This is a genomic window from Streptomyces sp. NPDC048057, from assembly GCF_040653095.1.
Lineage (GTDB): Bacteria > Actinomycetota > Actinomycetes > Streptomycetales > Streptomycetaceae > Streptomyces.
Window position 1 is genome coordinate 271,600 of sequence record NZ_JBEZNF010000001.1, and the last position, 22,299, is coordinate 293,898.

Genomic DNA, 22,299 nt, shown 5'->3' on the forward strand with positions numbered 1-22,299 from the left:
AGGTCGTGACGTCGGCCTGAGCAGGGCCGAAGCGAAGGACGAGCGAGGAGCAGCACGGTGAGCGAGAGCAGCACGGGGGACGCCGTGGTCGCGGCAGCGGCGGCGGCTTCCGCCACCGGCACCTGGCGCCGCGCCGGCATCGCCGGGGCCGCGATAGGAGTGATCGCCGCGGGCGCCGCGGCGGGCGTCGCCATCGAACGCCTCACCGTCGGCCGCGGCATCCGCAAGAAGGCCCGGCTCGCCCTCGACGCCACCGGCCCCTACGGCGCCCTGCGCGGCACCCCCGGCAAGGCCCTCGCCGACGACGGCACCACGCTCTACTACGAAGTGGACGAGGTCGACGAGGCCGACCCGGACCGCGGCCCGCGCCGCCGCCGGCTCTTCGGCCGCCGCGCCCCCGCCCCCGTCACGGTCGTCTTCAGCCACGGCTACTGCCTCAACCAGGACTCCTGGCACTTCCAGCGCGCCGCCCTGCGCGGCCTGGTCCGCACCGTCCACTGGGACCAGCGCAGCCACGGCCGCTCCGGACGCGGCGCCGCCCAGCAGGGCCCGGACCGCGAACCCGTCTCCATCGACCGGCTCGGCCGCGACCTCAAGGCCGTGATCGACACCGCGGCGCCCGAGGGCCCGCTGGTGCTCGTCGGGCACTCGATGGGCGGGATGACGGTGATGGCCTTCGGCGAGCAGTACCCCGAGCTGGTACGGGACCGGGTGGTCGCCGCCGCCTTCGTCGGCACCTCCAGCGGACGGCTCGGCGAGGTGAACTACGGCCTGCCGGTCGCCGGGGTCGCCGCGGTGCGCCGGGTGCTGCCCGGGGTGCTGCGCGCCCTCGGGTCGCAGGCGGAGCTGGTGGAACGGGGCCGGCGCGCCACGGCCGACCTGTTCGCCGGGCTGATCAAGCGGTACTCGTTCTCGTCGCGGGACGTCGATCCGGCGGTGGCCCGGTTCGCCGAGCGGATGATCGAGTCCACCCCGATCGACGTGGTCGCCGAGTTCTACCCGGCCTTCGACGAACACGACAAGGCCCTCGCCCTCGGCGTCTTCCTGGAGGTCCCGGTGCTGGCGCTGGCCGGGGACCGGGACCTGGTCACCCCCAGCTCCCACAGCGAGGCCATCGCCGACCTGCTGCCCGATGCGGAGCTGGTGATCGTGCCGGACGCCGGGCACCTGGTGATGCTGGAGCACCCGGAGGTGGTCACCGACCGGCTGGCGGACCTGCTCGCGCGGGTCGGCGCCGTGTCGCCAGCGGCTAACGTTGGCCCGTATGGAAGCACCGCACCGCCCGGCTGACGCCTCGGCCGCGCCCCCCGCCCCGTCCGGTCCCGCCGTCGACCACCGCCGCGCCGTGGACTCCGCGGGCGAGATGCAGGAACTGGGCCGACGGCTCGCGAAACTGCTGCGCCCCGGGGACCTGGTGATGCTCACGGGCGAGCTGGGCGCCGGCAAGACGACCCTGACCCGCGGCCTCGGCGAGGGGCTGGGGGTGCGGGGCGCGGTCACCTCGCCCACCTTCGTCATCGCCCGCGTCCACCCCTCGCTGACGGGCGGCCCCGCGCTGGTGCACGTGGACGCGTACCGCCTCGGCGGCGGGCTCGACGAGATGGAGGACCTGGACCTCGACGTGTCGCTGCCCGCTTCGGTGGTGGTCGTGGAGTGGGGCGACGGAAAGGTCGAGGACCTGTCGGAGGACCGGCTGCACGTGGTGATCCACCGGGTCGTCGGAGACACGGACGACGACCGGCGGACGGTGTCGCTGCGGGGGTACGGCCAGCGGTGGGCGGACGCGGACCTGGCGTCCGTCTGAGCCGGCCGCGGGCCGCGTCCGCCGCATGTTTGCGGCTGCCCGTGGATTTTCCGACAAGACGTCGGGAAAAAGTTGCGTCGGGCCCGTGGTGCGTGGTCCCATGGTACGGAAGCTTGGTTAGGTGTACCTAACTAATCTGGCCCCCGTACTCCAGGAGGCAGCCATGTCGGCATCCGAGCGCGCGTCCCGACCGCCGTCCATGCGGGAACTACTGGCGGCCTGCGCGGCGGCGAACGCGGTCTCCACGCCGCCCCGGGCGGAGCGGCGCGAGAGCCTCAAGGACGCGGCGGACGCGGACGGCGTCGAGCAGCCCGAGTCCCCGGCCACCAGAACGCGCCGCCACGCCGCGTAGTCGCGTCCCGCGCGGTGCCGTGGGACGGAGCGCGCCGTTTCCCTGCGGGCGCGTCGTGGTTGCTCGCGCAGTTCCGCCCCCTACGTCCAGAGGGCGTGGGGGACCCCCAGCGCCACCTGTTTCGCTGCCCCCGTCACTTGCTTGCCCGGGTGAGGCAGGGGTTTCGCCCACGCCCGCAGGGCGGGGCATTGAGGGGCGCGGGGAACTGCGCGACAAGCCACCCACCGGGCCGCAGAGACCAACGCTCCCGCAGGGAAACGGCGCGCTCCGTCCAGAGGTGCAAGGGAACGTGGACGTTGCGGCCAGGCGCCTGGGGCGTTCGTACGTCCCGCGGGACGACGTGTCCTTCGTACGGGCGGTTTCGCGGCGGCGCGAAGACGGTCGTCAGGGAACGACGACGATCTTGGTCCCGACCGTCGCGAAGCTCCACATCGCCTTGCCGTTCTCGCGCGTCATCCGCACCCCGCCGGTCTTCTTCTTCGGGTCCGGCGCCTTCATGGAGCCGTCCACCGCGGCGCTGAAGCCGATCGTGACCCCGTCCGCCTTGGTGAACCGCACCACGTGCTCGATCGTCAGCCCGTCCGACCCCGGGACCTGCCCGGAGCGCGAGGTCACCGCGTACTGCCCCGGCTTGGGGTGCACCGTCGACGGCAGGACCTCGAAGGTCTTCGACACCTTGTTCCTCGCCTCGACCAGCCAGACGCGGCGCGACTCCAGCGCGTAGACGACCCGGACGCCGGCGCCCGAGTTCGCGGGCAGGAGCAGCGGATCGACGGGCTTGGCCGGGGTCTTCGCCGGTGCCGCGCTCGCTCCCGGCTTCGCCTTGGCGTCGGAGACGCTGGCCTGCGCCTGGTACGCGAGGAAACACACGCCGACCAGGGCGGTTGCCGTGAGCCCGGCCACGATTCCCGAGCTGCGTGCCACCGTGCGCCACCTTTCGCATGCGAGACGGAGGGGTCCGGTCCGGACCGACAGTCGAACGGAACGACTGTCCAACGGGCCGATTCTCGAACTGAACGACTGTCGAACTGGATGCTTTCCGTGGCGACGGTAGCAGCAGGCTCCCCCGTTCGAGGGTGAGCCGTGCCCCGGTCGCCGGCGCCGTAGGCTGTTCGCGTGCTCTTGCTCGCTCTGGATACCGCCACACCCGCCGTCACCGCAGCCCTCCACGACGGTTCGTCCGTCGTCGCCGAGTCCAGCAGCGTGGACGCGCGCCGCCACGGGGAACTGCTCCTACCGGCCGTCGACCGCGTCCTCGCCGAGGCCGGCGTCACCCTCGACGCCGTCACCGCCGTGGTCGTGGGCGTCGGCCCCGGCCCGTACACGGGACTGCGCGTCGGCCTGGTGACGGCCGCCACCTTCGGCTCGGTGCTCGGCGTGCCGGTGTACGGGCTCTGCTCGCTGGACGGCATCGCGTACGCCGCCGGCACCAGCGGCCGGTTCGACGGTCGTTTCGACGGCCCCTTCGTGGTGGCGACCGACGCCCGCCGCAAGGAGGTCTACTGGGCGCGTTACGCATCGCCGCGCGAGCGCGTGGCCGGACCCTCGGTGGACCGGCCGGCGGACGTCGCGGCGGAGGTCGCCGGCCTTCCGGCGACGGGCGCGGGCGCCCTGCTGTACCCGGACGCGTTCGCCGACGTCCCCCGCGACGACGCGGGCGGGCCGCCGGAGCACGCCAGTGCCGGCGCCCTCGCGGCGCTCGCGGCGGCCAAGCTGGCGGCCGGCGAGGAGTTCCTGCCGCCGCAGCCGCTCTATCTGCGCCGGCCGGACGCGCAGGTGCCGAAGAACTACAAGGTGGTCACGCCGCAGTGACCGACCCGCACGATCCGCAGCCCGCCCGGGGCGCCGTCGTCCTGCGCGAGATGCGCTGGTGGGACATCGAGCAGGTGCTCGTCCTGGAGGACGACCTCTTCCCGGAGGACGCCTGGACGGCGGGGATGTTCTGGGCCGACCTCGCCCAGTCGCGCGGCCCGCGCGCCACCCGCCGCTTCGTCGTCGCCGAGTACCGGGCCGACGGGGGTGACGGGGGCGGGACCGGCCGGATCGTCGGGTACGCGGCGCTGGCCGCGGTCGGCGGCATCGGCGACGTCCTGTCGATCGCGGTCGCCCGCGCGAGCTGGGGCACCGGCCTCGGCGCCCGCCTCCTGTCCGACCTGCTCCAACACGCCACCGCCTTCGAGTGCGACGAGGTCCTGCTCGAAGTGCGGGTGGACAACACCAGGGCCCAGAAGCTCTACGAGCGCTTCGGCTTCGAGCCCATCGGAATCCGCCGCGGCTACTACCAGCCCGGCAACGTCGACGCGCTCGTGATGCGGCACCAGGTGCAAGGCAACGCAAGGGAATGTTGAGTCATGGCTGACGAACCGCTCGTACTCGGTATCGAGACCTCCTGCGACGAGACCGGCGTCGGCATCGTCCGCGGCACGACCCTGCTCGCGGACGCGGTCGCGTCCAGCGTGGACACGCACGCCCGCTTCGGCGGGGTCGTCCCCGAGATCGCCTCCCGCGCCCATCTGGAGGCGATGGTCCCCACCATCGAGCGCGCGCTGGCGGAGGCGGGCGTCTCGCCGCGCGACCTCGACGGCATCGCGGTCACCGCGGGCCCGGGCCTCGCGGGCGCCCTGCTGGTCGGCGTGTCGGCGGCGAAGGCGTACGCGTACGCGCTCGGCAAGCCGCTGTACGGGGTGAACCACCTCGCCTCCCACATCTGCGTGGACCAGCTGGAGCACGGCAAGCTGCCCGAGCCGACGATGGCGCTGCTGGTCTCCGGCGGGCACTCCTCGCTGCTGCTGGCCCCCGACATCACCAGCGACGTACGACCGCTCGGCGCCACCATCGACGACGCTGCGGGCGAGGCGTTCGACAAGATCGCGCGCGTGCTCGACCTGGGCTTCCCCGGCGGCCCGGTGATCGACCGGCTGGCGAAGGAGGGCGACCCGACGGCGATCGCGTTCCCGCGCGGCCTGAGCGGTTCCCGCGACCCCGCGTACGACTTCTCCTTCTCCGGGCTGAAGACCGCGGTGGCCCGCTGGATCGAGGCGAAGCGGGCGGCGGGGGAGGACGTGCCGGTACGGGACGTGGCGGCGTCCTTCCAGGAGGCGGTCGTCGACGTGCTGACCCGCAAGGCGGTCCGGGCGTGCCTGGACGAGGGCGTCGACCACCTGATGATCGGCGGCGGAGTGGCGGCGAACTCGCGGCTGCGGGCGCTGGCCGAGGAGCGCTGCGAGCGGGCGGGCATCCGACTGCGGGTGCCCCGGCCGAAGCTGTGCACGGACAACGGCGCGATGGTGGCGGCGCTGGGCGCGGAGATGGTGGCGCGCAACCGGCCGGCGTCGGCGCTTGACCTCTCGGCGGACTCGTCGCTGCCGGTGACGGACCCGCACGTGCCCGCGGAGCACGGACACGCCCATGCACACGGACACGCCCATGCGCACGGGCACGCGCACGCGCACTCGCACGATCACGTGCACGAGATCAGCAAGAAGAACCTGTACTCCTGACCCGACGGAGGTGGACCGGTGACCGGGACGACGACGATCGCCCTGATGTGGGAGGCCCGGGCAGTCCGCGGCCGGGGGGCCGAGCTGCTGGAGTGGGCCCGTGCGCAGGAGCTGCCGCGCGCCGTGCTGCGGCGCGAGACCTTCCGCGCCGGTGACGACCGGGTCCTGGTCATCACCTGGTGGCGGACGCCGCCCGCGGCGGCCGGGGACCTGCCGGAGCTGCCGGAACCGGCCGCGGAGCTGATCACCCGCCCCGTGCACCGCTGGCGCTTCGAGTCGGTCGGCCTCGACTGAGGACGCCCCGCGAAAAAGATCTTCGAGATTCCTTCGCGGGGGTGTCGATCCGGGGGTCGGTCGTTCGACGCAAGGGTGAGGCGCGGGAAACGCCCCGCGCACCGAACGACCCAGGAGCTCGACATGCCCCGCTTTCTGACGCTGGTCCGCATCGAAGAGAACGACCCCACCCACGCCGCCGGTTTCTCCCCGGAGATGGCCGCCCGCATGGACGCCCTGTTCCAGGAGATCACCAAGGCCGGGGTCATGCTGGACACCGCCGGCCTGGCCCCCACCTCCGAGGGCAGGCGGATCACCTGGTCCGGCGGGAAGCTCTCGACCACCGACGGCCCCTTCACCGAGACCAAGGAGGTCGTCGGCGGCTACTCCATCTCCCAGTGCAAGGACATGGCGGAGGCCGAGGAGTGGGCCAAGCGCTTCCTCCAGGTCCACGACGAAGCGTTCACCGTGACCTGCGAGGTCCGGCAGATCGCCGAGGGCTGATCCCGCCGGCCGGTCCGACTTGCCGCTGCCGATCACGGCTGCTCTGATGGGTGGCCGTGACGGCAGCGAACGCGGTGGAAGCGGTATTCAGGATCGAGCGCGCACGGATCATCGCCGCCGCGGCCCGCATCGTCCGGGACGTCGGCATAGCCGAGGAGATCGCGCAGGACGCGATGGTCACCGCGCTCGAACAGTGGCCGGAATCGGGTGTCCCGGACAAGCCGGGCGCCTGGCTGGTCTCCGTCGCCAAGCGGCGCGCGATCGACCTCGTACGCCGCAAGGAGACCTATGCGCGCAAGCTCGCCGAGGTCGGGCGCGCCCTGGAGGACGTCCCGCCGCCCGAGGAACCGCCGGACGCGGACGAGATCGACGACGACCTGCTGCGGCTGATCTTCACCGCCTGCCACCCCGTGCTGTCGACGGACGCCAGGATCGCCCTCACGCTGCGGCTGCTGGGCGGGCTCACCACGGAGGAGATCGCCCGTGGCTTCCTCGCCCCGGAGGCGACGGTCGCCCAGCGCATCGTCCGGGCGAAACGATCCCTCGCAAAGGCGGGCGTCCCCTTCGAGGTGCCGTACGGCCCCGACCGCGCGGCCCGCCTCGGCTCCGTGCTCGACGTGATCTACCTGGTCTTCAACGAGGGGTACTCCGCCACCAAGGGCGACGACTGGGTCCGGCCCGGGCTCGTCGAGGACGCGCTGCGGCTCAGCCGACAGCTCGCGGCGCTGATGCCGGACGAGCCGGAGGTCCACGGGCTGAACGCGCTCCTGGAGGTCCAGGCGTCCCGGATCCCGGCCCGCACCGGCGCCGACGGGCAGCCCGTGCTGCTCGCCGACCAGAACCGGGCCCGCTGGAACCGCCTCCTGATCCACCGCGGCTTCGAGGCCCTGGCCCGGGCGAGCGCCCTGACGACCGCGGCGGGGACGCCGCCGGGGCCGTACGTCCTCCAGGCGGCCATCGCCGCGTGCCATGCGCGCGCCGTGCACTACGAGGACACCGACTGGCGCACGATCGCCGTGCTGTACGGGCAACTGGCCGCGGTCGCCCCCTCCCCGGTCGTCGAACTCAACCGCGCCGTCGCCGTCTCCATGACGGACGGCCCGGAGGCGGCCCTCGCCCTGGTGGACGCGGTCGCCGACGACCCGGCGCTGAAGGACTACCACCTGCTCCCGAGCGTCCGCGGCGACCTCCTGGCCCGCCTCGACCGCCCGGCGGAGGCCGCCGCCCAGTTCACCAGGGCCGCGGCCCTGACCCACAACGCGCGTGAACGCACCCTCCTCCTGACCCGCGCGGCGATGTGCGGCCCGGCGTAGCGCTCACCGCCGCCTGCGGCCCGCGCGCGGACTGCCGCGTAGTTCCGCGCTCCCTGTGCCCGGAGGGCGTGGGCCCCTCGCCCCTGGACACCTGCGTCGTTGCCCTGCGGGCACGGGGCCCCAACCCTGGGGCCTGTCTTACGGATCTTGCTGGGCTCGCGTGCCCTGGCACCGTGCCTCTCCGCGTTGTCGTCGGTCACCGACGGCCCCCTACGCCCGGAGGGCGTGGAGGGACCTCCAGCGCCGCTAAATGCCCCGTCCTGCGGGCGTGGGCAAAACCCCTGCCTCACCCGGGCAGGCAAGTGACGGGGGCAGCGAAACAGGGGCGCTGGGGTCCCCCCGTGTCCGCAGGGCACAGGGGGCGGGACTGCGCGACAAGCCATCCACCGGGCCGCACCGGCGGAGCCGCCCGCAGTGCAACGGCGCCGGCGTCCAGGGGCGCAGAGGGCCACACGTGCCCGCAAGGGCACCAGGGGCGGGGCTGCGCGGCCCGCCCCTGACGGCCGGTAGTCTCCGCCCCATGGCCGCGCACCCCCCACCCTCACCACCCCCCGGCATATCCCCGCCCGACCCGGCCACGCCCGTGGCGGCAGACGACGTGGCGCCCCCCGCCCAGCCGGAGGACGAGGACACGGAACGCCCCGCCCTCTCGGGCGACACCGCGAGCGGCGAGGCAAGCGCCACAGACGCCCCGGCAACGCCCCCGGAGGGCGACGCGGACCTCCCCGCCCCGCCCCGCGAGCTCCGCGAGGACGCGCTTCACGAACTCACCCGCCAATCCGTCGGCCCCGCCAGGCTCGGTCTTCTTCTGCTCCTCGTCGCCGGCCTCGAACTCGGCTGGGTGCTCGTCGGCACCGCCCTCGTCGCGCTCGACGACATCGTGGACGCCTTCACCGTCGTCTTCGCCGCCTTCCTGACCCTCGTCGGCGCGCTCGCCCTCGTCCCCTCCGCCGTCTTCCTGGTGCGCGGGGTCGGCCAGGACCGGGTCGTACGCGCGGAGTTGAAGGAGCTGGCCGCGCAGGACCGCGACCCGATCGGCGACGCCCGCTTCAACCGGGCCGCGCTCACCGTGTGCTGGCTGCTCGTCTCCCTCGCGCTGGTCACCGCGGGCGTACTGGTCGCCGCCTCCGCCTCCGCGACCGGCGGCGGTGCCGGCTACCTGGCCAGCGACGACACGGCGTACAGCCGCTTCGCGTACACGCTCGGCGCCGGCGTCGCCCTGGCCGTACCGGGCCTGCTGGGCGTGGCGAAGGCGGTCGCGCACCACCGCTGGGCGGCGCGCCTGCTCGATCCCCGGCCCGCGGCCCGCGCGCGCGGCGGCGCGCACCGCTGACACGCCCCGTCAGCGCTCCGCCGGCCGCCCGATCAGCACCGTCGGCGCGCCGGCGACCCTCGTCAGGAAGACCGTCGCCGCGTTCGGCCCCTGCGGCTTGACCTTCCGGCGCAGCTCCTCGGGCTCGACGGCCGACCCCCGCTTCTTCACCGTCAGCACCCCGACCCCGCGCTCGCGCAGCAGCGCCTTCAGCTTCTTCAGGTTGAACGGCAGCACGTCGGTGATCTCGTACGCGGTGGCGTACGGCAGCGCCCGCAGCCCGTCCGCGGTGACGTACGCGATCGTCTCGTCCACCAGCCCCCCGCCCGGCAGTTCGGCCGCGACCTCGGCGACCAGGTGGGCGCGGATCACGGCGCCGTCCGGCTCGTACAGATAGCGGCCCACGGGCCGTACGGCCGGGTCCGGCAGACCGCGCCCGGCCAGGGTGCACGGGTCGGCGCCCGACCCCGTCAGCAGCGTGGCCGAAACGGTCCCGGGCGCCCCCGCGCCGCACCACAGCACCGCCTCCTTCACGTCCCCCTCGTACGAGATCCACTCGGCCGAGAAGTCCGCCGGCACCAGTTCGTGCGGGATGCCCGGCGCGATCTTGAGCGCGGCGTGCGGACGGCACCGGGCCGCGTCGAGGGCCCAGGACAGCGGCGGTGAGTACGCCTCCGGGTCGAAGACCCGACCGCGTCCGCCCCTGCGCGCCGGGTCGACGAAGACGGCGTCGTACCCGGCGGTGTCCACCTCGGCGACGTCCGCGCACCGCACCTCGACCAGGTCGTCCAGGCCCAGCGCGGCGGCGTTCGCGCGGACGGTCGCGACGGTCAGCGGGTCGCGGTCGACCGCGAGCACCCGGATGCCCGCGCGGGCCAGCGCGATCGCGTCGCCGCCGATCCCGCTGCACAGGTCCGCGACGCTGCGCACGCCGAGCGCGGCGAACCGGGCGGCCCGGTAGGCGGCGACGGGTCCGCGGGTGGCCTGTTCCACGCCGTTCGCCGTGAAGTACATGCGGTACGCGTCCTCCGCGCCGAACTTGGCCGCCGCCCGCTGCCGCAGCCGCGCCTGCCCCAGCGCGGCCGAGACGAGCGCGGCCGGATGGTCCCGGCGCAGCCGTGTCGCGAGCGCCAGTTCCTGGGACGGGTCGTGGTCGCGCAGGGCGTCGAGCAGGTCGCGGCCCTCGGCGGAGAGAAGTGCGGCGAGGGGTTCGGGGAGGTCGTTCACCTGGCCCATTGTGGGCCAGGAGGGTCACGGTCCGTCGCTGACGGCGGTGTCGTCCGGGTCCTGCGGAGCCGTGCTGCCAGGATTCAGCGCCATGCAGCTAGTACGACAAATGCAACAAGTAAGACAAATCAATCGGACGGGACGGCCGCGGGGCGGGGGCCGGCGGGCCGGCGTGCTCGCCGCCGCCGTCCTGGTGGGCCTGCTGGGCTCCGCGTGCGGCCTCCAGGCGCCGGACGAGGGCGGCGCGGTCCCGCACTCCGGCCAGCAGGCCGAGGAGTCCCAGATCGAGAAGACGGAGCGTGCCGCGCAACAGGCCGGCCCGGCCGGATCGCTCGCCGCGTACGTGGAACGGGTCAAGCGGAACCAGAAGGCGCGGGCGGTCGCCGCGCAGAAGTGGGGCCTGGCCAAGACCCCGCTGCCGGCGCCCCAGCCGCCTGCGTCGAAGCCGTTCCTCACCACCCGCAAGGGCTTCGAGGTCGAAGGCGGCGCGACCCTGCCGCCGGTCTTCACGACCGTGCCGGTGAAGGAGAAGATCGTCTTCCTGACGATCGACGACGGCGTGGAGAAGGACCCCGACTTCCTCCGGATGATGGACGAACTCCAGATCCCCTACAGCGCCTTCCTCAGCGACTACGTCATCGACGACGACTACGGCTACTTCAAGCGGATGCGCGAACAGGGCGCCGCCCTGCACAACCACACCCTGAACCACCGCTACATGCCCGGACTCTCCTACGACGCCCAGCAGCAGGAGATCTGCGGCCAGCAGGAGAAGCTGGAGAAGCTCTACGGGAAGCGCCCGCCGCTCTTCCGCCCGCCGTACGGCAACTACAACGCGGACACCCTGCGGGCCGCGCAGTCCTGCGGCGTCAAGGCCGTGCCGCTGTGGGCGGCGGAGGCGTTCCCGGACCACATGGAGTGGCGGGAGTGGGACCGAGACCTGCACCCGGGGGACATCATCCTGACCCACTTCCGGGGCGCGGACGACTGGAAGGGCTCCATGACCGACATGGTCCGACAGGTCATGAAGGTGGTCACGGACAAGGGGTACGCCGTTGCGCGCCTTGAGGACTACGTGTGATTCCGCGGCGGCCCGGCCGGTGACGGGCACGGCCCCGGGCGGGGGTCGGCGTACGGCGGCGGGGGCGGTCGCGAGGTGGCGTACGGCGGCGGTCGCGGCCGTCGTGCTCGGCTGCGGCGGCTGCTCCTCGCCGTCCGTGGACCCGTCGGTCTCCGTCGACCCCATCGAGCGCCTGGGGCGCCGGGCCGTCCAGCCGGCACGGCCCACGGTCGGGGGAGCGGTGGGGGCCCAGGGGGCGCCGGTGGGGGAGCGGCACGCCCCGGCGCGCACGCCCTCCGTCGACCCGGTGGCGTCGGAGCACTCCGCGACGTCCGTCCGCACCGCGCGCCCCTCGCGCACGCCCGTCCTGCGCGCCCCGGTGCTGGCCGATTCCGCTACGCGGCTGTTGGACCGGATCCACGGCCCGCAGCGGCCTCCGAGGACCCCCGGCGCACCGCCGGAGCGGCACGCTCCTCGCTGAGCGGAGCCACCGTGTGGATCCGTCGCATCCCGTCGCGCACGAGCCGATCCGGGCCGCCACGTACGAGCAGATTGGCACTCCGCTTGACCGAGTGCTAATCGCGGTCATAGTCTCGGCTCTGGCACTCCCCGCAGGAGAGTGCCAACACAGCGACGGGCAGGTCCGGCACCCGCGACGACGGATCGACCTGGTCGCCACCTCAGACAGTTAACCCCGTGAGATCTCCGAAGGGGGAGGTCGGATCGTGACGACCGCCAGCTCCAAGGTTGCCATCAAGCCGCTTGAGGACCGCATTGTGGTCCAGCCGCTCGACGCCGAGCAGACCACCGCTTCCGGCCTGGTCATCCCGGACACCGCGAAGGAGAAGCCCCAGGAGGGCGTCGTCCTCGCAGTGGGCCCGGGTCGCTTCGAGAACGGCGAGCGCCTGCCGCTCGACGTGAAGACCGGCGACGTCGTGCTTTACAGCAAGTACGGTGGCACCGAGGTGAAGTACAACGGCGAGGAGTACCTCGTCCTCTCGGCTCGCGACGTTCTCGCGATCATCGAGAAGTAGTCGAGAAGTAAGTCGAGCCTAGGCCCGGAAGCGAGGGTTCCCCGAGGCGAGTTCCGACTCGCCGCGACGGAACCCGAGCGAACCGCGCACCGCTTGTCTTGATCCGCGCCCCTGGCACCCACTGGGACTCACGTCCGGGCGCTGGGGGCGCGGTTCTCATTCAGACGCATTTCAGAAGAGGACAGTAACGCTCCCATGGCGAAGATCCTGAAGTTCGACGAGGACGCCCGTCGCGCCCTTGAGCGCGGCGTCAACAAGCTGGCCGACACCGTCAAGGTGACCATCGGCCCCCGTGGCCGCAACGTCGTCATCGACAAGAAGTTCGGCGCGCCCACCATCACCAACGACGGCGTCACCATCGCGCGCGAGGTCGAGATCGAGGACCCGTACGAGAACCTGGGCGCCCAGCTGGTGAAGGAGGTGGCGACCAAGACCAACGACATCGCTGGTGACGGCACCACCACCGCCACCGTCCTGGCGCAGGCGCTGGTCCGCGAGGGTCTGCGCAACGTCGCCGCCGGCGCCTCCCCGGCCGCCCTGAAGAAGGGCATCGACGCCGCCGTCCGCGCCGTCTCGGACGAGCTGCTCGCCACCGCCCGTCCCATCGAGGACAAGTCCGACATCGCCGCCGTCGCCGCGCTCTCCGCTCAGGACCAGCAGGTCGGCGAGCTGATCGGCGAGGCCATGGACAAGGTGGGCAAGGACGGCGTCATCACCGTCGAGGAGTCCAACACCTTCGGCCTCGAACTGGACTTCACCGAGGGCATGGCCTTCGACAAGGGCTACCTGTCCCCGTACATGGTCACCGACCAGGAGCGCATGGAGGCCGTCCTCGACGACCCCTACATCCTGATCAACCAGGGCAAGATCGGCTCCATCCAGGACCTGCTGCCGCTGCTGGAGAAGGTCATCCAGGCGGGTGGCTCCAAGCCGCTGCTGATCATCGCCGAGGACGTCGAGGGCGAGGCGCTCTCCACCCTGGTCGTCAACAAGATCCGCGGCACGTTCAACGCCGTGGCCGTCAAGGCGCCCGGCTTCGGTGACCGCCGCAAGGCGATGCTCCAGGACATGGCCACCCTCACCGGTGCCACCGTCGTCGCCGAGGAGGTCGGCCTCAAGCTCGACCAGGCCGGTCTGGACGTGCTGGGCAGCGCCCGCCGCGTCACCATCACCAAGGACGACACGACCATCGTCGACGGCGGCGGCAACGCCGAGGACGTCGCGGGCCGCGTCGCCCAGATCAAGTCCGAGATCGAGGCCACGGACTCCGACTGGGACCGCGAGAAGCTCCAGGAGCGTCTGGCGAAGCTGGCCGGCGGCGTGTGCGTGATCCGCGTCGGCGCCGCCACCGAGGTGGAGCTGAAGGAGAAGAAGCACCGTCTGGAGGACGCCATCTCCGCGACCCGCGCCGCGGTCGAGGAGGGCATCGTCTCCGGTGGTGGCTCCGCGCTCGTCCACGCCGCGAAGGTGCTCGACGGCAACCTCGACAAGGAGGGCGACGAGGCCACCGGCGTCTCCGTCGTCCGCCGCGCCGCGGTCGAGCCGCTGCGCTGGATCGCCGAGAACGCCGGCCTGGAGGGCTACGTCATCACCTCCAAGGTCGCCGAGCTCGACAAGGGCCAGGGCTTCAACGCCGCCACCGGCGAGTACGGCGACCTGGTGAAGGCCGGCGTCATCGACCCGGTCAAGGTCACCCGCTCCGCCCTGGAGAACGCCGCGTCCATCGCCTCCCTGCTGCTCACGACCGAGACCCTGGTCGTCGAGAAGAAGGAAGAGGAGCCCGCGGACGCCGGTCACGGCGGCCACGGCCACTCCCACTGACGCTCGCCTCAGGCGACCGAGCCCGGTGCCCCCGTCGCGGGGGCGCCGGGCTCCGCCGTTCCCGCCCCTGCGCGGTGCGGGCAGCTCACGCCGAACGCCCGAGGTCGCCCGCGGTGACCGGCTCGGCGAACGACACCCCCCGCCCGTACCGCTCCAACTCGTCCAGCGCGAAGTCCGCCATCCGGTGCAGCTCCGTGCCGAGCGAGCCGGCGACGTGCGGGGTCAGCAGGACGTTCGGCAGCGTGTACAGGGGCGAGTCCGCGGCCGGCACCTCGGGGTCCGTCACGTCCAGCACCGCGTACAGCCGCCCCGTCACCAGCTCCCGCACCAGTGCGTCCTGGTCCACCAGCGAACCGCGCGCGGTGTTCACCACCGTCGCGCCGTCCGGCAACAGCGCCAGCCGCCGCGCGTCGAGCATCCGGCGCGTCGCGGGCAGCTCCGGCGCGTGCACCGACACCACGTCGCTCCGCCCGCACAACTCGTCCAGCCCCACCCGCTCCACCCCCAGCGCCGCCGCCTCCGCTTCGTCCACGTACGGGTCGTACAACAGAACGGCCAGGTCGAAGGGGCGCAGCAGCTCGATCAGCCGCCGGCCGACGCGGGACGCACCGACGACGCCGACGGTGCGCCGGTAGTTGCCGGCGTCCGCCAACTCGACCCGCCAGTCGTGCCGGGTGCGCAGCCGCTCGTGGAGGCGGGCCGCCGGCAGGACCCGCTTGCCCGCGAAGAGGATCGCCGCGAGCGCGTACTCCGCGACCGGGAGCGCGTTGACCGCAGCCGCGGACGACACCGCGAGGCCGCGTTCCCAACAGGCCGCGGTGACGTGGCCCTTCACCGACCCGGCCGCGTGCACCACCGCGCGCAGCCGGGGCGCCGCGCCCAGCACCTCGGCGCTCAGCACGGGCGCTCCCCAGCAGGTGAGGAGCACCTCCGCCGAGGCGAGCGCCTCCCGGACCCGGGGCGGGGGAGCAGCCAGGTCGTGGGCGATCACCCGGGGATCGGTGTGCGCCAGGGCGGTCAACCGTCGAAGGTGCCGCTCGCCGAACAGCCCCTCGGCGACCCCGACGCCCATGGCCAACAGCACCTTCGGCCGTCGCGCCCCGCTCGTGCCCGCACTCGTACCGGCTCCCATGCTCCTCCTGCTTCCCCACTCCTACTGTGGTCCGTACTTCCTTCCGGTCTTCGAGGTGACTCCGCCCAGCAGCCCGCGCGGGGTCACCTTCACCACCCCCATCAGCGCCTTGTAGCGGGGGTCGGGGACCGAGACCGCCTTGCCGCGGGCCAGGTCGGCGAGGGCCGTCTCCACCACCTTGTCCGCGTCGAGCCACATCCAGCCGGGGATGTTGTCCGTCCCCATCCCGGCCCGCTGGTGGAACTCGGTGCGTACGAAGCCGGGGCAGAGCGCCATCAGCCGCACCCCGGAACCCGCCATGTCCCGGGCCACGCCCTGGGTGAACTGGACGACCCACGACTTCGACGCGCCGTACGTCCCGCGGGGCACGAAGGCCGCCACCGACGCCACGTTGACCACACCGCCCCTGCCGCGCTCCCGCATCGGCTCGACCGCCGCCGCCGTGAGTCGGAGCACGGCCTCGCAGTGCACCTTCAGCATCGTCAACTCGTCGGCCATCGACACTTCGAGGAAGCGACCCCTGTTGCCGAAGCCCGCGTTGTTGACCAGCAGGTCCACCGTGTTCCTACGGTCGCCGAGCCGACGCTCGACGGCGGCGATCCCGTCGTCCGTCGACAGATCGGCGGTCAGCACCTCCGCCTCGATGCCGTGCCGGTCGTGCAGCTCGGTGGCCTGCTCCTGGAGGCGTGCGGTGTCGCGGGCCACCAGGACCAGATTGCGTCCGTCGGCAGCGAGTCGCCGCGCGAACGCGGCACCGATGCCCGCGGTGGCTCCCGTAATCAGTGCGGTCGTCATAGACGGCACGTTAGTGCCCCTCGCGCGCCTTCCGCGCCTGCACCGTTCCCCCGTCACACCCCCTTCCCGCGATCTTGTCGCGGTCGTCGTCCGAGCCCCGTCCGGAACGTACGACCAGCGTGGCAAACCGCCGCCACCAGGTCATCAGGGACGAGCCCCCATCCGTCCCTGAGCCGACCGCCCTGAATCCCCGACAGATCCCTTAAGCCCTCGGTTGATTGCCCCCTGGACCGAGAGTTGCGGTCTTCCGCAACGCCCTACGCCGGGAGTTGTTCGCCCCCGTACTTGGCCAGGTACTCCCGGGCCAGCTTCACCAGGTCGGGGTTGAGCGCGTCCCCGGCGACCAGGATCGACGGGAGCAGCGAGCGCTCGACCGTCTGGGCCCGGAAGGCGACGGTGACCGTCACGTCGTGATCCGGCCGGTGCACCACCTCGATCGGGTCGCCGGCGCGGACCTCACCCGGCTCGACGACCTTCAGGTACGCCCCGGGCTCCCCCTGCTGGGTGAACTCCTTCACCCACCCCTTCTCCGGCAGCCCCAGCTCCCCCATCCACCCCGCGAACGTCCGGCACGGCACGCGACCGCTGGTGACCTCCAGGACGACCCGGTCGCCGATCCGCCACCGCTCGCCGATCTTCGCCCCGGAGACGTCGAGCCCGACGGTGGTCAGGTTCTCGCCGAACGCTCCGTTGCCGATCCGCGCCCCCACCCGCCGCTCCCAGCGGTCCAGGTCCTCCCGGGCGTACGCGTACACGGCCTGGTGCGTGCCGCCGTGGCTCTTCGGGTCGCAGACCGCGTCGTCGTCCAGCCCGCTGCCGCCGCCGTCGGTCCGCCCGCGGTCCTGGGGGTCGGCCACCCGCACCGGCCCGTCCACCGGCTGCTTGTCGATGCCGGTGAGACCACTGGGCGTACTCGTGTACTCCACGGTCTTCGCACGGCCCACGTTCACGGTCAGTAGTTTCATGTCCCCACGCTAAACCCCACGGTCTCAAACGTTCGAGACGATTAGTCGCCCGGGATCCAAGCGTCTCTTATATTTGAAGCATGATCGAGGCACGTCACCTCCGAGTGCTCCGCGCCGTGGCCAGCACCGGTTCCTTCTCCGCCGCCGCCCGGACCCTCGGCTGCACCCAGCCCGCCGTCAGCCAGCAGATGAAGGCCCTGGAAGGCTCCGCGGGCACCCCCCTGCTGATCCGCACGGGCCGCGAGATGCGGCTGACGCAGGCCGGCGAGGCGCTGGTGCGCCACGCGACCGGCATCCTCGCCGGGCTCACCGCCGCGGAGGAGGAGGTCGCGGCCATCGCGGGTCTGCGGGCCGGCCGGGTGCGCCTGGTCTCGTTCCCCAGCGGCAGCTCCACCCTCGTGCCCGCCGCCCTCGCCGCGCTCCGGGCCGCCCACCCCGGCACCCGGGTCTCCCTCGTGGACGCCGAGCCCCCGCGCTCCGTCGAGATGCTGCGCGAGGGCGACTGCGACGTGGCGCTGGCCTTCCGGTACGGGGACGCCGCCCCGGCCGCGGCCGACGGCGAGCGCGACGGAGGCGCCGAGCGCACCGAGACCGAGTGGGACGACCTCGTCGTACGGCCCCTGCTCACCGACCGCCTCGTGGCGCTCGTCCCCGACGGCCACCGGCTCGCCGAGGCGGGCACGGTCTCGATCGGGGACCTCGCCGACGACCCGTGGATCGCGGGCTGTCCGCGCTGTCGCCGACAGCTCGTCGACGTCTGCGAGGCCGCCGGCTTCACCCCGCGCATCGACTTCGCCACGGACGACTACCCCGCGGTGGTCGGGCTCGTCGGCGCGGGCCTGGGCGTGGCGGTGCTGCCCGAGCTGGCGCTGGAGTCCGTACGTCCCAAGGGGGTCGTGGCCGTCACCCTCGCCCCCGAGGTGGCCCGTGAGATCGTCGCGCTCACCCTCCCCGACCTCTCCCAGGTGCCGGCGGTGGCCGCCACCCTCGACCAGCTGACCCTGGCCGCCGCCCGCTGACCGCGGCCCGGGTCGGACACCCTCCAGGCCCGTCCGGGCACGCGTCCGCCCCGTCCCCCGGCCTGTCCGTCCCCCTCCGGGTAACTCCCTGTGGTCCACCCCGGTGGTCCGGCGCCGTCGGTGACGGCGGTCAGGGTCCACGGGGGGACGCAGAGAAACGTTTCTGCGATGTTCCGGGAGGGCGGCGGGTCAGTCGTGCCGCGCCCCCGGTGCGCCGCTCGTCGCCGGGACCAGCCGGTGGCGTGCGCGCCCCATCAGCTCCTCACGTTCGTCTTCGGTCAGTCCGCCCCACACGCCGTACGGCTCTCGGACCGCCAGTGCGTGTGCCGCGCACTCCGCGCGTACCGGGCACCTCATGCAGACCTCTTTCGCCGAGTTCTCGCGCGCACTCCGTGCAGCACCCCGCTCGCCCTCGGGATGGAAGAAGAGCGAACTGTCCACCCCACGGCAGGCCGCGAGGAGCTGCCAGTCCCACAAGTCGGCGTTGGGTCCGGGAAGGCGGGAGAAATCTGCCATAGCGCTTGCCCCTTGAAACCGTGCTGAGTGGATCCGGTCGGGTCGTGCGGGTGAGCGATACGGGCCGCATCAGGCATCCGCACCATGCCCCACGACCGTACATCTACTATCTAAGTAGATGTAAATATGATTCATTGCGAATCTAGCCCCAGACACTACCCAAAGTGAAGAAAAAGCATCTAAATGGGGCATTGCCTCCGGGTAAACCTGCTGGACACGCGGTTCCGGGCGAGATGCGGAAGAAGGCTGCGAAACCCGTAACTCTTTCGAGTGACCGTCGTTGGTAGGTCGAGGCGGTTGAAGGAACGAGCGCTCGGGCACATGTCCGAGGGCGTTCAACCGCTCAGGTGACGATACGTACCCAGCCTGGAGGCTCAAGGTGACGCGCATCAGCTGCGAGAGCCACGGAGGTCAGTCATGACATCCGTCCTCGTCTGCGACGACTCCCCGCTTGCCCGAGAGGCGCTCCGCCGTGCGGTGGCTACCGTGCCCGGCGTCGAGCGCGTGACGACCGCGGCCAACGGCGAGGAAGTCCTCCGCCGCTGGGGCGCGGACCGCTCGGACCTGATTCTGATGGACGTGCGCATGCCCGGCCTGGGCGGCGTCGAAACCGTACGGCGGTTGCTCTCGGCCGACCCGGGCGCCCGGATCATCATGCTCACGGTCGCCGAGGACCTCGACGGCGTCGCGCTCGCGGTCGCCGCCGGCGCCCGCGGCTATCTGCACAAGGACGCCTCGCGCGCCGAGCTGCGGGCGACGGTCACCCAGGCCCTCGCCGACCCCACCTGGCGGCTCGCCCCGCGCCGGCTGCGCTCGGCCGAGATGGGCGCCGCGCCCACGCTCACCGCGCGGGAGATCCAGGTGCTCGAAGGCATGAGCCACGGCCGGTCGAACGCGGAGATCGGCCGCGAGCTGTTCCTCTCCGAGGACACCGTGAAGACCCACGCCCGCCGGCTCTTCAAGAAGCTCGGCGCATCGGACCGGGCGCACGCCGTCGCGCTCGGATTCCGCTGGGGTCTGGTGCGCTGAGGACGCGCCGCGGCGGGGCCCGGGTCCCCCGAAGGTGTCGTGAACCCCGCTCGCCTTACGGTGGTGGGCGGGGAGACGGACCGCTTCGGGCGCCCGTTTCCCGCGCGATGCCGCATCCTTGAGATGTGGAGTTCCTCGGGGAGTCGGTCGAGCGGAAGGGGAGGGCGCAGGAGATGAGTTCCAGCGCACCTGCTCATAACGCTTCGGTGCACAACATGGGACGCGGTGCCACGGAACAACGGACACCGAGGCACCATGGACCGATGCGTGACGACAAGAGCACGGTGATCGGTGCCCTCGTTCACCGTGCCGTCGACGGAGACGAGCGGGCCACGCACGATCTCCTCGCGCACGTCCATCCCCTCGCGCTGCGTTACTGCCGCACCCGACTGAGCCGCCTGCCCGGCGATGCGCGGCACTTCGTCGAAGACCTCGCCCAAGAGGTCTGCGTCGCCGTGCTGATGGCCCTGCCGAGGTACCGCGACACCGGCCGCCCCTTCGAGGCGTTCGTCTTCGCCATCGCCTCCCACAAGGTCGCCGACCTCCAGCGCGCCGCCATGCGTCACCCGGGTTCGACGGCCGTGCCCTCCGACGAGATGCCGGAGCGCCCCGACGACTCCCTCGGCCCCGAGGAGCGCGCCCTGCTCAGCAGTGACGCGGAGTGGGCCAAGAAGCTCCTCGCCAACCTTCCTGAGACGCAGCGCGAGCTGTTGGTGCTCCGGGTCGCGGTGGGGCTGACCGCGGAGGAGACCGGGCAGATGCTGGGCATGTCGCCCGGTGCCGTACGGGTCGCCCAGCACCGTGCGCTCAGCCGGCTGCGCGCCCTGGCCGGCCAGTAGCCCCCGCGACCGGCGGTCCGGGTAGGGCCCGGGCCGCCCCCTTGTGCGCCGGGGCTGAGTCGCACGGCGCCTTCCTCCGTACCCCTCCGTAGCGGATGTGTGTCAACGCACAAACCCGCCGGGTGATCTTGATCGTGGAATGAGACGGTCCCCGGGGCCGTTAGCATGGACATCCGCACCGATCAAGGCCATTTGGGGAAGGTGTCATGACCAACGTCGACGGAGTGCCCGGAAAGTTCGCGACACTCGGGCTGACCTACGACGATGTGCTGCTGCTGCCGGGCGCCTCGGACATGGCTCCCGACCAGATCGACACCTCCTCGTACATCTCGAAGAACGTACGGGTGAACATCCCGCTGCTCTCCGCGGCCATGGACAAGGTCACCGAGTCGCGGATGGCGATCGCCATGGCCCGTCAGGGCGGCGTGGGCGTGCTGCACCGCAACCTCTCCATCGCCGACCAGGCCAACCAGGTCGACCTGGTGAAGCGCTCCGAGTCCGGCATGGTCACCGACCCCATCACGGTGCACCCCGACGCCACCCTCGCCGAGGCCGACCAGCTCTGCGCCAAGTTCCGCATCAGCGGCGTCCCGGTCACCGACCCGAGCGGCAAGCTGCTGGGCATCGTGACCAACCGCGACATGGCCTTCGAGACCGACCGCGGCCGTCAGGTGCGCGAGGTCATGACCCCGATGCCGCTGGTCACCGGCAAGGTGGGCATCTCCGGCGTGGACGCCATGGAGCTGCTGCGCCGCCACAAGATCGAGAAGCTTCCGCTGGTCGACGAGGCGGGCGTCCTCAAGGGCCTGATCACGGTCAAGGACTTCGTCAAGGCCGAGCAGTACCCGAACGCGGCCAAGGACAAGGACGGCCGGCTGCTCGTCGGCGCCGCCGTCGGCGTCGCCGGTGACGCCTTCGAGCGCGCCCAGGCCCTGATCGAGGCGGGCGTCGACTTCATCGTCGTGGACACCGCCCACGGCCACTCCCGGCTGGTCGGCGACATGGTCGCCAAGATCAAGTCCAATGCGTCCCACGTCGACGTCATCGGCGGCAACATCGCCACGCGCGACGGAGCCCAGGCCCTGATCGACGCCGGTGTCGACGGCATCAAGGTCGGCGTCGGCCCGGGCTCGATCTGCACCACGCGCGTCGTCGCCGGCATCGGCGTTCCCCAGGTCACCGCGATCTACGAGGCGTCGCTCGCAGCGAAGGAGGCCGGCGTTCCGGTCATCGGCGACGGCGGCCTGCAGTACTCCGGCGACATCGCGAAGGCGCTGGTCGCCGGCGCCGACACGGTGATGCTCGGCTCCCTGCTCGCCGGCTGCGAGGAGTCCCCGGGCGAGCTGCTGTTCATCAACGGCAAGCAGTTCAAGTCGTACCGCGGCATGGGTTCGCTGGGCGCGATGCAGTCCCGCGGCGAGCAGCGCTCCTTCTCCAAGGACCGGTACTTCCAGGAGGGCGTGGCTTCGGACGAGAAGCTCGTCCCCGAGGGCATCGAGGGCCAGGTGCCCTACCGGGGTCCGCTGTCGGCCGTCGTCCACCAGCTGGTGGGCGGACTGCGCCAGTCGATGTTCTACGTCGGCGGCCGTACCGTGCCCGACCTCCAGGCCAACGGCCGGTTCGTCCGGATCACCTCGGCGGGCCTCAAGGAGAGCCACCCGCACGACATCCAGATGACGGTCGAGGCGCCGAACTACAGCAGGAAGTAGGCGCGCGCCGGCACTCCCCGCGCATGAGCACAGGGGTGGTGCGGAGCGGTCCCCAGGGCCGCCCGGCACCGCCCCTTCGGCATGAGTCGGGGATA

The 22,299-nt window shown here is 72.4% G+C and carries 24 protein-coding genes; 18 read left to right on the plus strand and 6 right to left on the minus strand.

Features of this window, described 5'->3' with window-relative positions; all coding sequences use genetic code 11:
* Positions 1-57 precede the first annotated feature (57 nt).
* The 3 genes from AB0E05_RS01350 to AB0E05_RS01360 all read left to right on the plus strand — a co-directional run bounded on the left by AB0E05_RS01350 (position 58) and on the right by AB0E05_RS01360 (position 2,156).
* Positions 58-1,290, plus strand: coding sequence for an alpha/beta hydrolase (locus AB0E05_RS01350; RefSeq protein ID WP_361956787.1), 1,233 nt, complete (start codon positions 58-60; stop codon positions 1,288-1,290).
* Positions 1,265-1,804 carry a tRNA (adenosine(37)-N6)-threonylcarbamoyltransferase complex ATPase subunit type 1 TsaE gene (gene tsaE / locus AB0E05_RS01355; protein ID WP_361956790.1) on the plus strand — a complete coding sequence of 180 codons (540 nt, stop codon included), beginning with the start codon at positions 1,265-1,267 and terminating at the stop codon, positions 1,802-1,804. Before AB0E05_RS01350 ends, tsaE begins: the two co-directional genes overlap by 26 nt.
* Positions 1,805-1,967: 163 nt before the next feature.
* Positions 1,968-2,156, plus strand: a complete 189-nt coding sequence (locus tag AB0E05_RS01360; RefSeq protein ID WP_361956793.1) for a hypothetical protein — start codon at positions 1,968-1,970, stop codon at positions 2,154-2,156.
* Between the two features lie 384 nt (positions 2,157-2,540).
* Here AB0E05_RS01360 and AB0E05_RS01365 read toward each other — a convergent pair whose 3' ends face one another.
* Entirely contained in the window at positions 2,541-3,080 is a 540-nt protein-coding gene (locus tag AB0E05_RS01365) for a hypothetical protein (RefSeq protein ID WP_361956796.1), read from the minus strand.
* A gap of 192 nt (positions 3,081-3,272) precedes the next feature.
* Here AB0E05_RS01365 and tsaB point away from each other — a divergent pair, with 192 nt between their 5' ends.
* The 7 genes from tsaB (at position 3,273) to AB0E05_RS01400 (ending at position 9,079) form a co-directional block, all read left to right on the plus strand.
* The gene (gene tsaB / locus AB0E05_RS01370) at positions 3,273-3,968 is read left to right on the plus strand and encodes a tRNA (adenosine(37)-N6)-threonylcarbamoyltransferase complex dimerization subunit type 1 TsaB (RefSeq protein WP_361956799.1); all 696 of its coding nucleotides are present in this window, start codon (positions 3,273-3,275) and stop codon (positions 3,966-3,968) included.
* Between the two features lie 50 nt (positions 3,969-4,018).
* Positions 4,019-4,504 carry a ribosomal protein S18-alanine N-acetyltransferase gene (gene rimI / locus AB0E05_RS01375; RefSeq protein WP_361957250.1) on the plus strand — a complete coding sequence of 162 codons (486 nt, stop codon included), beginning with the start codon at positions 4,019-4,021 and terminating at the stop codon, positions 4,502-4,504.
* Between the two features lie 3 nt (positions 4,505-4,507).
* Entirely contained in the window at positions 4,508-5,656 is a 1,149-nt protein-coding gene (gene tsaD / locus AB0E05_RS01380; RefSeq protein WP_361956802.1) for a tRNA (adenosine(37)-N6)-threonylcarbamoyltransferase complex transferase subunit TsaD, read from the plus strand.
* Between the two features lie 45 nt (positions 5,657-5,701).
* Complete coding sequence (locus tag AB0E05_RS01385) at positions 5,702-5,950, plus strand: hypothetical protein (RefSeq protein WP_361957253.1); 249 nt, start codon at positions 5,702-5,704, stop codon at positions 5,948-5,950.
* Between the two features lie 123 nt (positions 5,951-6,073).
* Positions 6,074-6,433, plus strand: coding sequence for a YciI family protein (locus tag AB0E05_RS01390; RefSeq protein WP_361956805.1), 360 nt, complete (start codon positions 6,074-6,076; stop codon positions 6,431-6,433).
* Between the two features lie 56 nt (positions 6,434-6,489).
* Entirely contained in the window at positions 6,490-7,746 is a 1,257-nt protein-coding gene (locus AB0E05_RS01395; RefSeq protein WP_361956808.1) for a sigma-70 family RNA polymerase sigma factor, read from the plus strand.
* A gap of 520 nt (positions 7,747-8,266) precedes the next feature.
* Positions 8,267-9,079, plus strand: coding sequence for a hypothetical protein (locus tag AB0E05_RS01400; RefSeq protein WP_361956811.1), 813 nt, complete (start codon positions 8,267-8,269; stop codon positions 9,077-9,079).
* A gap of 9 nt (positions 9,080-9,088) precedes the next feature.
* On the opposite strand, the gene AB0E05_RS01405 is transcribed toward AB0E05_RS01400, so the two are convergent.
* Positions 9,089-10,294: an SAM-dependent methyltransferase gene (locus AB0E05_RS01405; RefSeq protein WP_361956814.1), complete on the minus strand. Its 1,206-nt coding sequence runs from the start codon at positions 10,292-10,294 to the stop codon at positions 9,089-9,091.
* 100 nt (positions 10,295-10,394) lie between these two features.
* Between AB0E05_RS01405 and AB0E05_RS01410 the strand changes: the two genes are divergently transcribed.
* From AB0E05_RS01410 to groL, 4 genes are all read left to right on the plus strand, one after another.
* A complete protein-coding gene (locus AB0E05_RS01410) occupies positions 10,395-11,366 on the plus strand; it encodes a polysaccharide deacetylase family protein (protein WP_361956817.1) in 972 nt (323 codons plus the stop codon).
* 19 nt (positions 11,367-11,385) lie between these two features.
* A complete protein-coding gene (locus AB0E05_RS01415) occupies positions 11,386-11,826 on the plus strand; it encodes a hypothetical protein (RefSeq protein WP_361956820.1) in 441 nt (146 codons plus the stop codon).
* A gap of 244 nt (positions 11,827-12,070) precedes the next feature.
* Complete coding sequence (groES, locus tag AB0E05_RS01420) at positions 12,071-12,379, plus strand: co-chaperone GroES (RefSeq protein WP_003948573.1); 309 nt, start codon at positions 12,071-12,073, stop codon at positions 12,377-12,379.
* 195 nt (positions 12,380-12,574) lie between these two features.
* Complete coding sequence (groL, locus tag AB0E05_RS01425; protein ID WP_361956823.1) at positions 12,575-14,200, plus strand: chaperonin GroEL; 1,626 nt, start codon at positions 12,575-12,577, stop codon at positions 14,198-14,200.
* Positions 14,201-14,285: 85 nt separating this feature from the next.
* On the opposite strand, the gene AB0E05_RS01430 is transcribed toward groL, so the two are convergent.
* The 3 genes from AB0E05_RS01430 to AB0E05_RS01440 form a co-directional block, all read right to left on the minus strand.
* The gene (locus AB0E05_RS01430) at positions 14,286-15,332 is read right to left on the minus strand and encodes a hydroxyacid dehydrogenase (RefSeq protein WP_361956826.1); all 1,047 of its coding nucleotides are present in this window, start codon (positions 15,330-15,332) and stop codon (positions 14,286-14,288) included.
* A gap of 21 nt (positions 15,333-15,353) precedes the next feature.
* Entirely contained in the window at positions 15,354-16,127 is a 774-nt protein-coding gene (locus tag AB0E05_RS01435; protein ID WP_361956829.1) for an SDR family oxidoreductase, read from the minus strand.
* Positions 16,128-16,384: 257 nt separating this feature from the next.
* Entirely contained in the window at positions 16,385-17,092 is a 708-nt protein-coding gene (locus AB0E05_RS01440; protein ID WP_361956832.1) for an MOSC domain-containing protein, read from the minus strand.
* 80 nt (positions 17,093-17,172) lie between these two features.
* Here AB0E05_RS01440 and AB0E05_RS01445 point away from each other — a divergent pair, with 80 nt between their 5' ends.
* Complete coding sequence (locus AB0E05_RS01445; RefSeq protein WP_361956835.1) at positions 17,173-18,111, plus strand: LysR family transcriptional regulator; 939 nt, start codon at positions 17,173-17,175, stop codon at positions 18,109-18,111.
* 189 nt (positions 18,112-18,300) lie between these two features.
* On the opposite strand, the gene AB0E05_RS01450 is transcribed toward AB0E05_RS01445, so the two are convergent.
* Positions 18,301-18,627 carry a WhiB family transcriptional regulator gene (locus AB0E05_RS01450; protein WP_361956838.1) on the minus strand — a complete coding sequence of 109 codons (327 nt, stop codon included), beginning with the start codon at positions 18,625-18,627 and terminating at the stop codon, positions 18,301-18,303.
* Between the two features lie 417 nt (positions 18,628-19,044).
* Here AB0E05_RS01450 and AB0E05_RS01455 point away from each other — a divergent pair, with 417 nt between their 5' ends.
* From AB0E05_RS01455 to guaB, 3 genes are all read left to right on the plus strand, one after another.
* Positions 19,045-19,656 (plus strand): response regulator transcription factor, encoded by a 612-nt coding sequence (locus tag AB0E05_RS01455; protein ID WP_003948568.1) that lies wholly within the window; start codon positions 19,045-19,047, stop codon positions 19,654-19,656.
* A gap of 263 nt (positions 19,657-19,919) precedes the next feature.
* The gene (locus tag AB0E05_RS01460; RefSeq protein ID WP_361530137.1) at positions 19,920-20,495 is read left to right on the plus strand and encodes a sigma-70 family RNA polymerase sigma factor; all 576 of its coding nucleotides are present in this window, start codon (positions 19,920-19,922) and stop codon (positions 20,493-20,495) included.
* A 206-nt stretch (positions 20,496-20,701) separates the two neighbouring features.
* Positions 20,702-22,204 carry an IMP dehydrogenase gene (gene guaB / locus AB0E05_RS01465; protein ID WP_361530134.1) on the plus strand — a complete coding sequence of 501 codons (1,503 nt, stop codon included), beginning with the start codon at positions 20,702-20,704 and terminating at the stop codon, positions 22,202-22,204.
* Positions 22,205-22,299 lie beyond the last annotated feature (95 nt).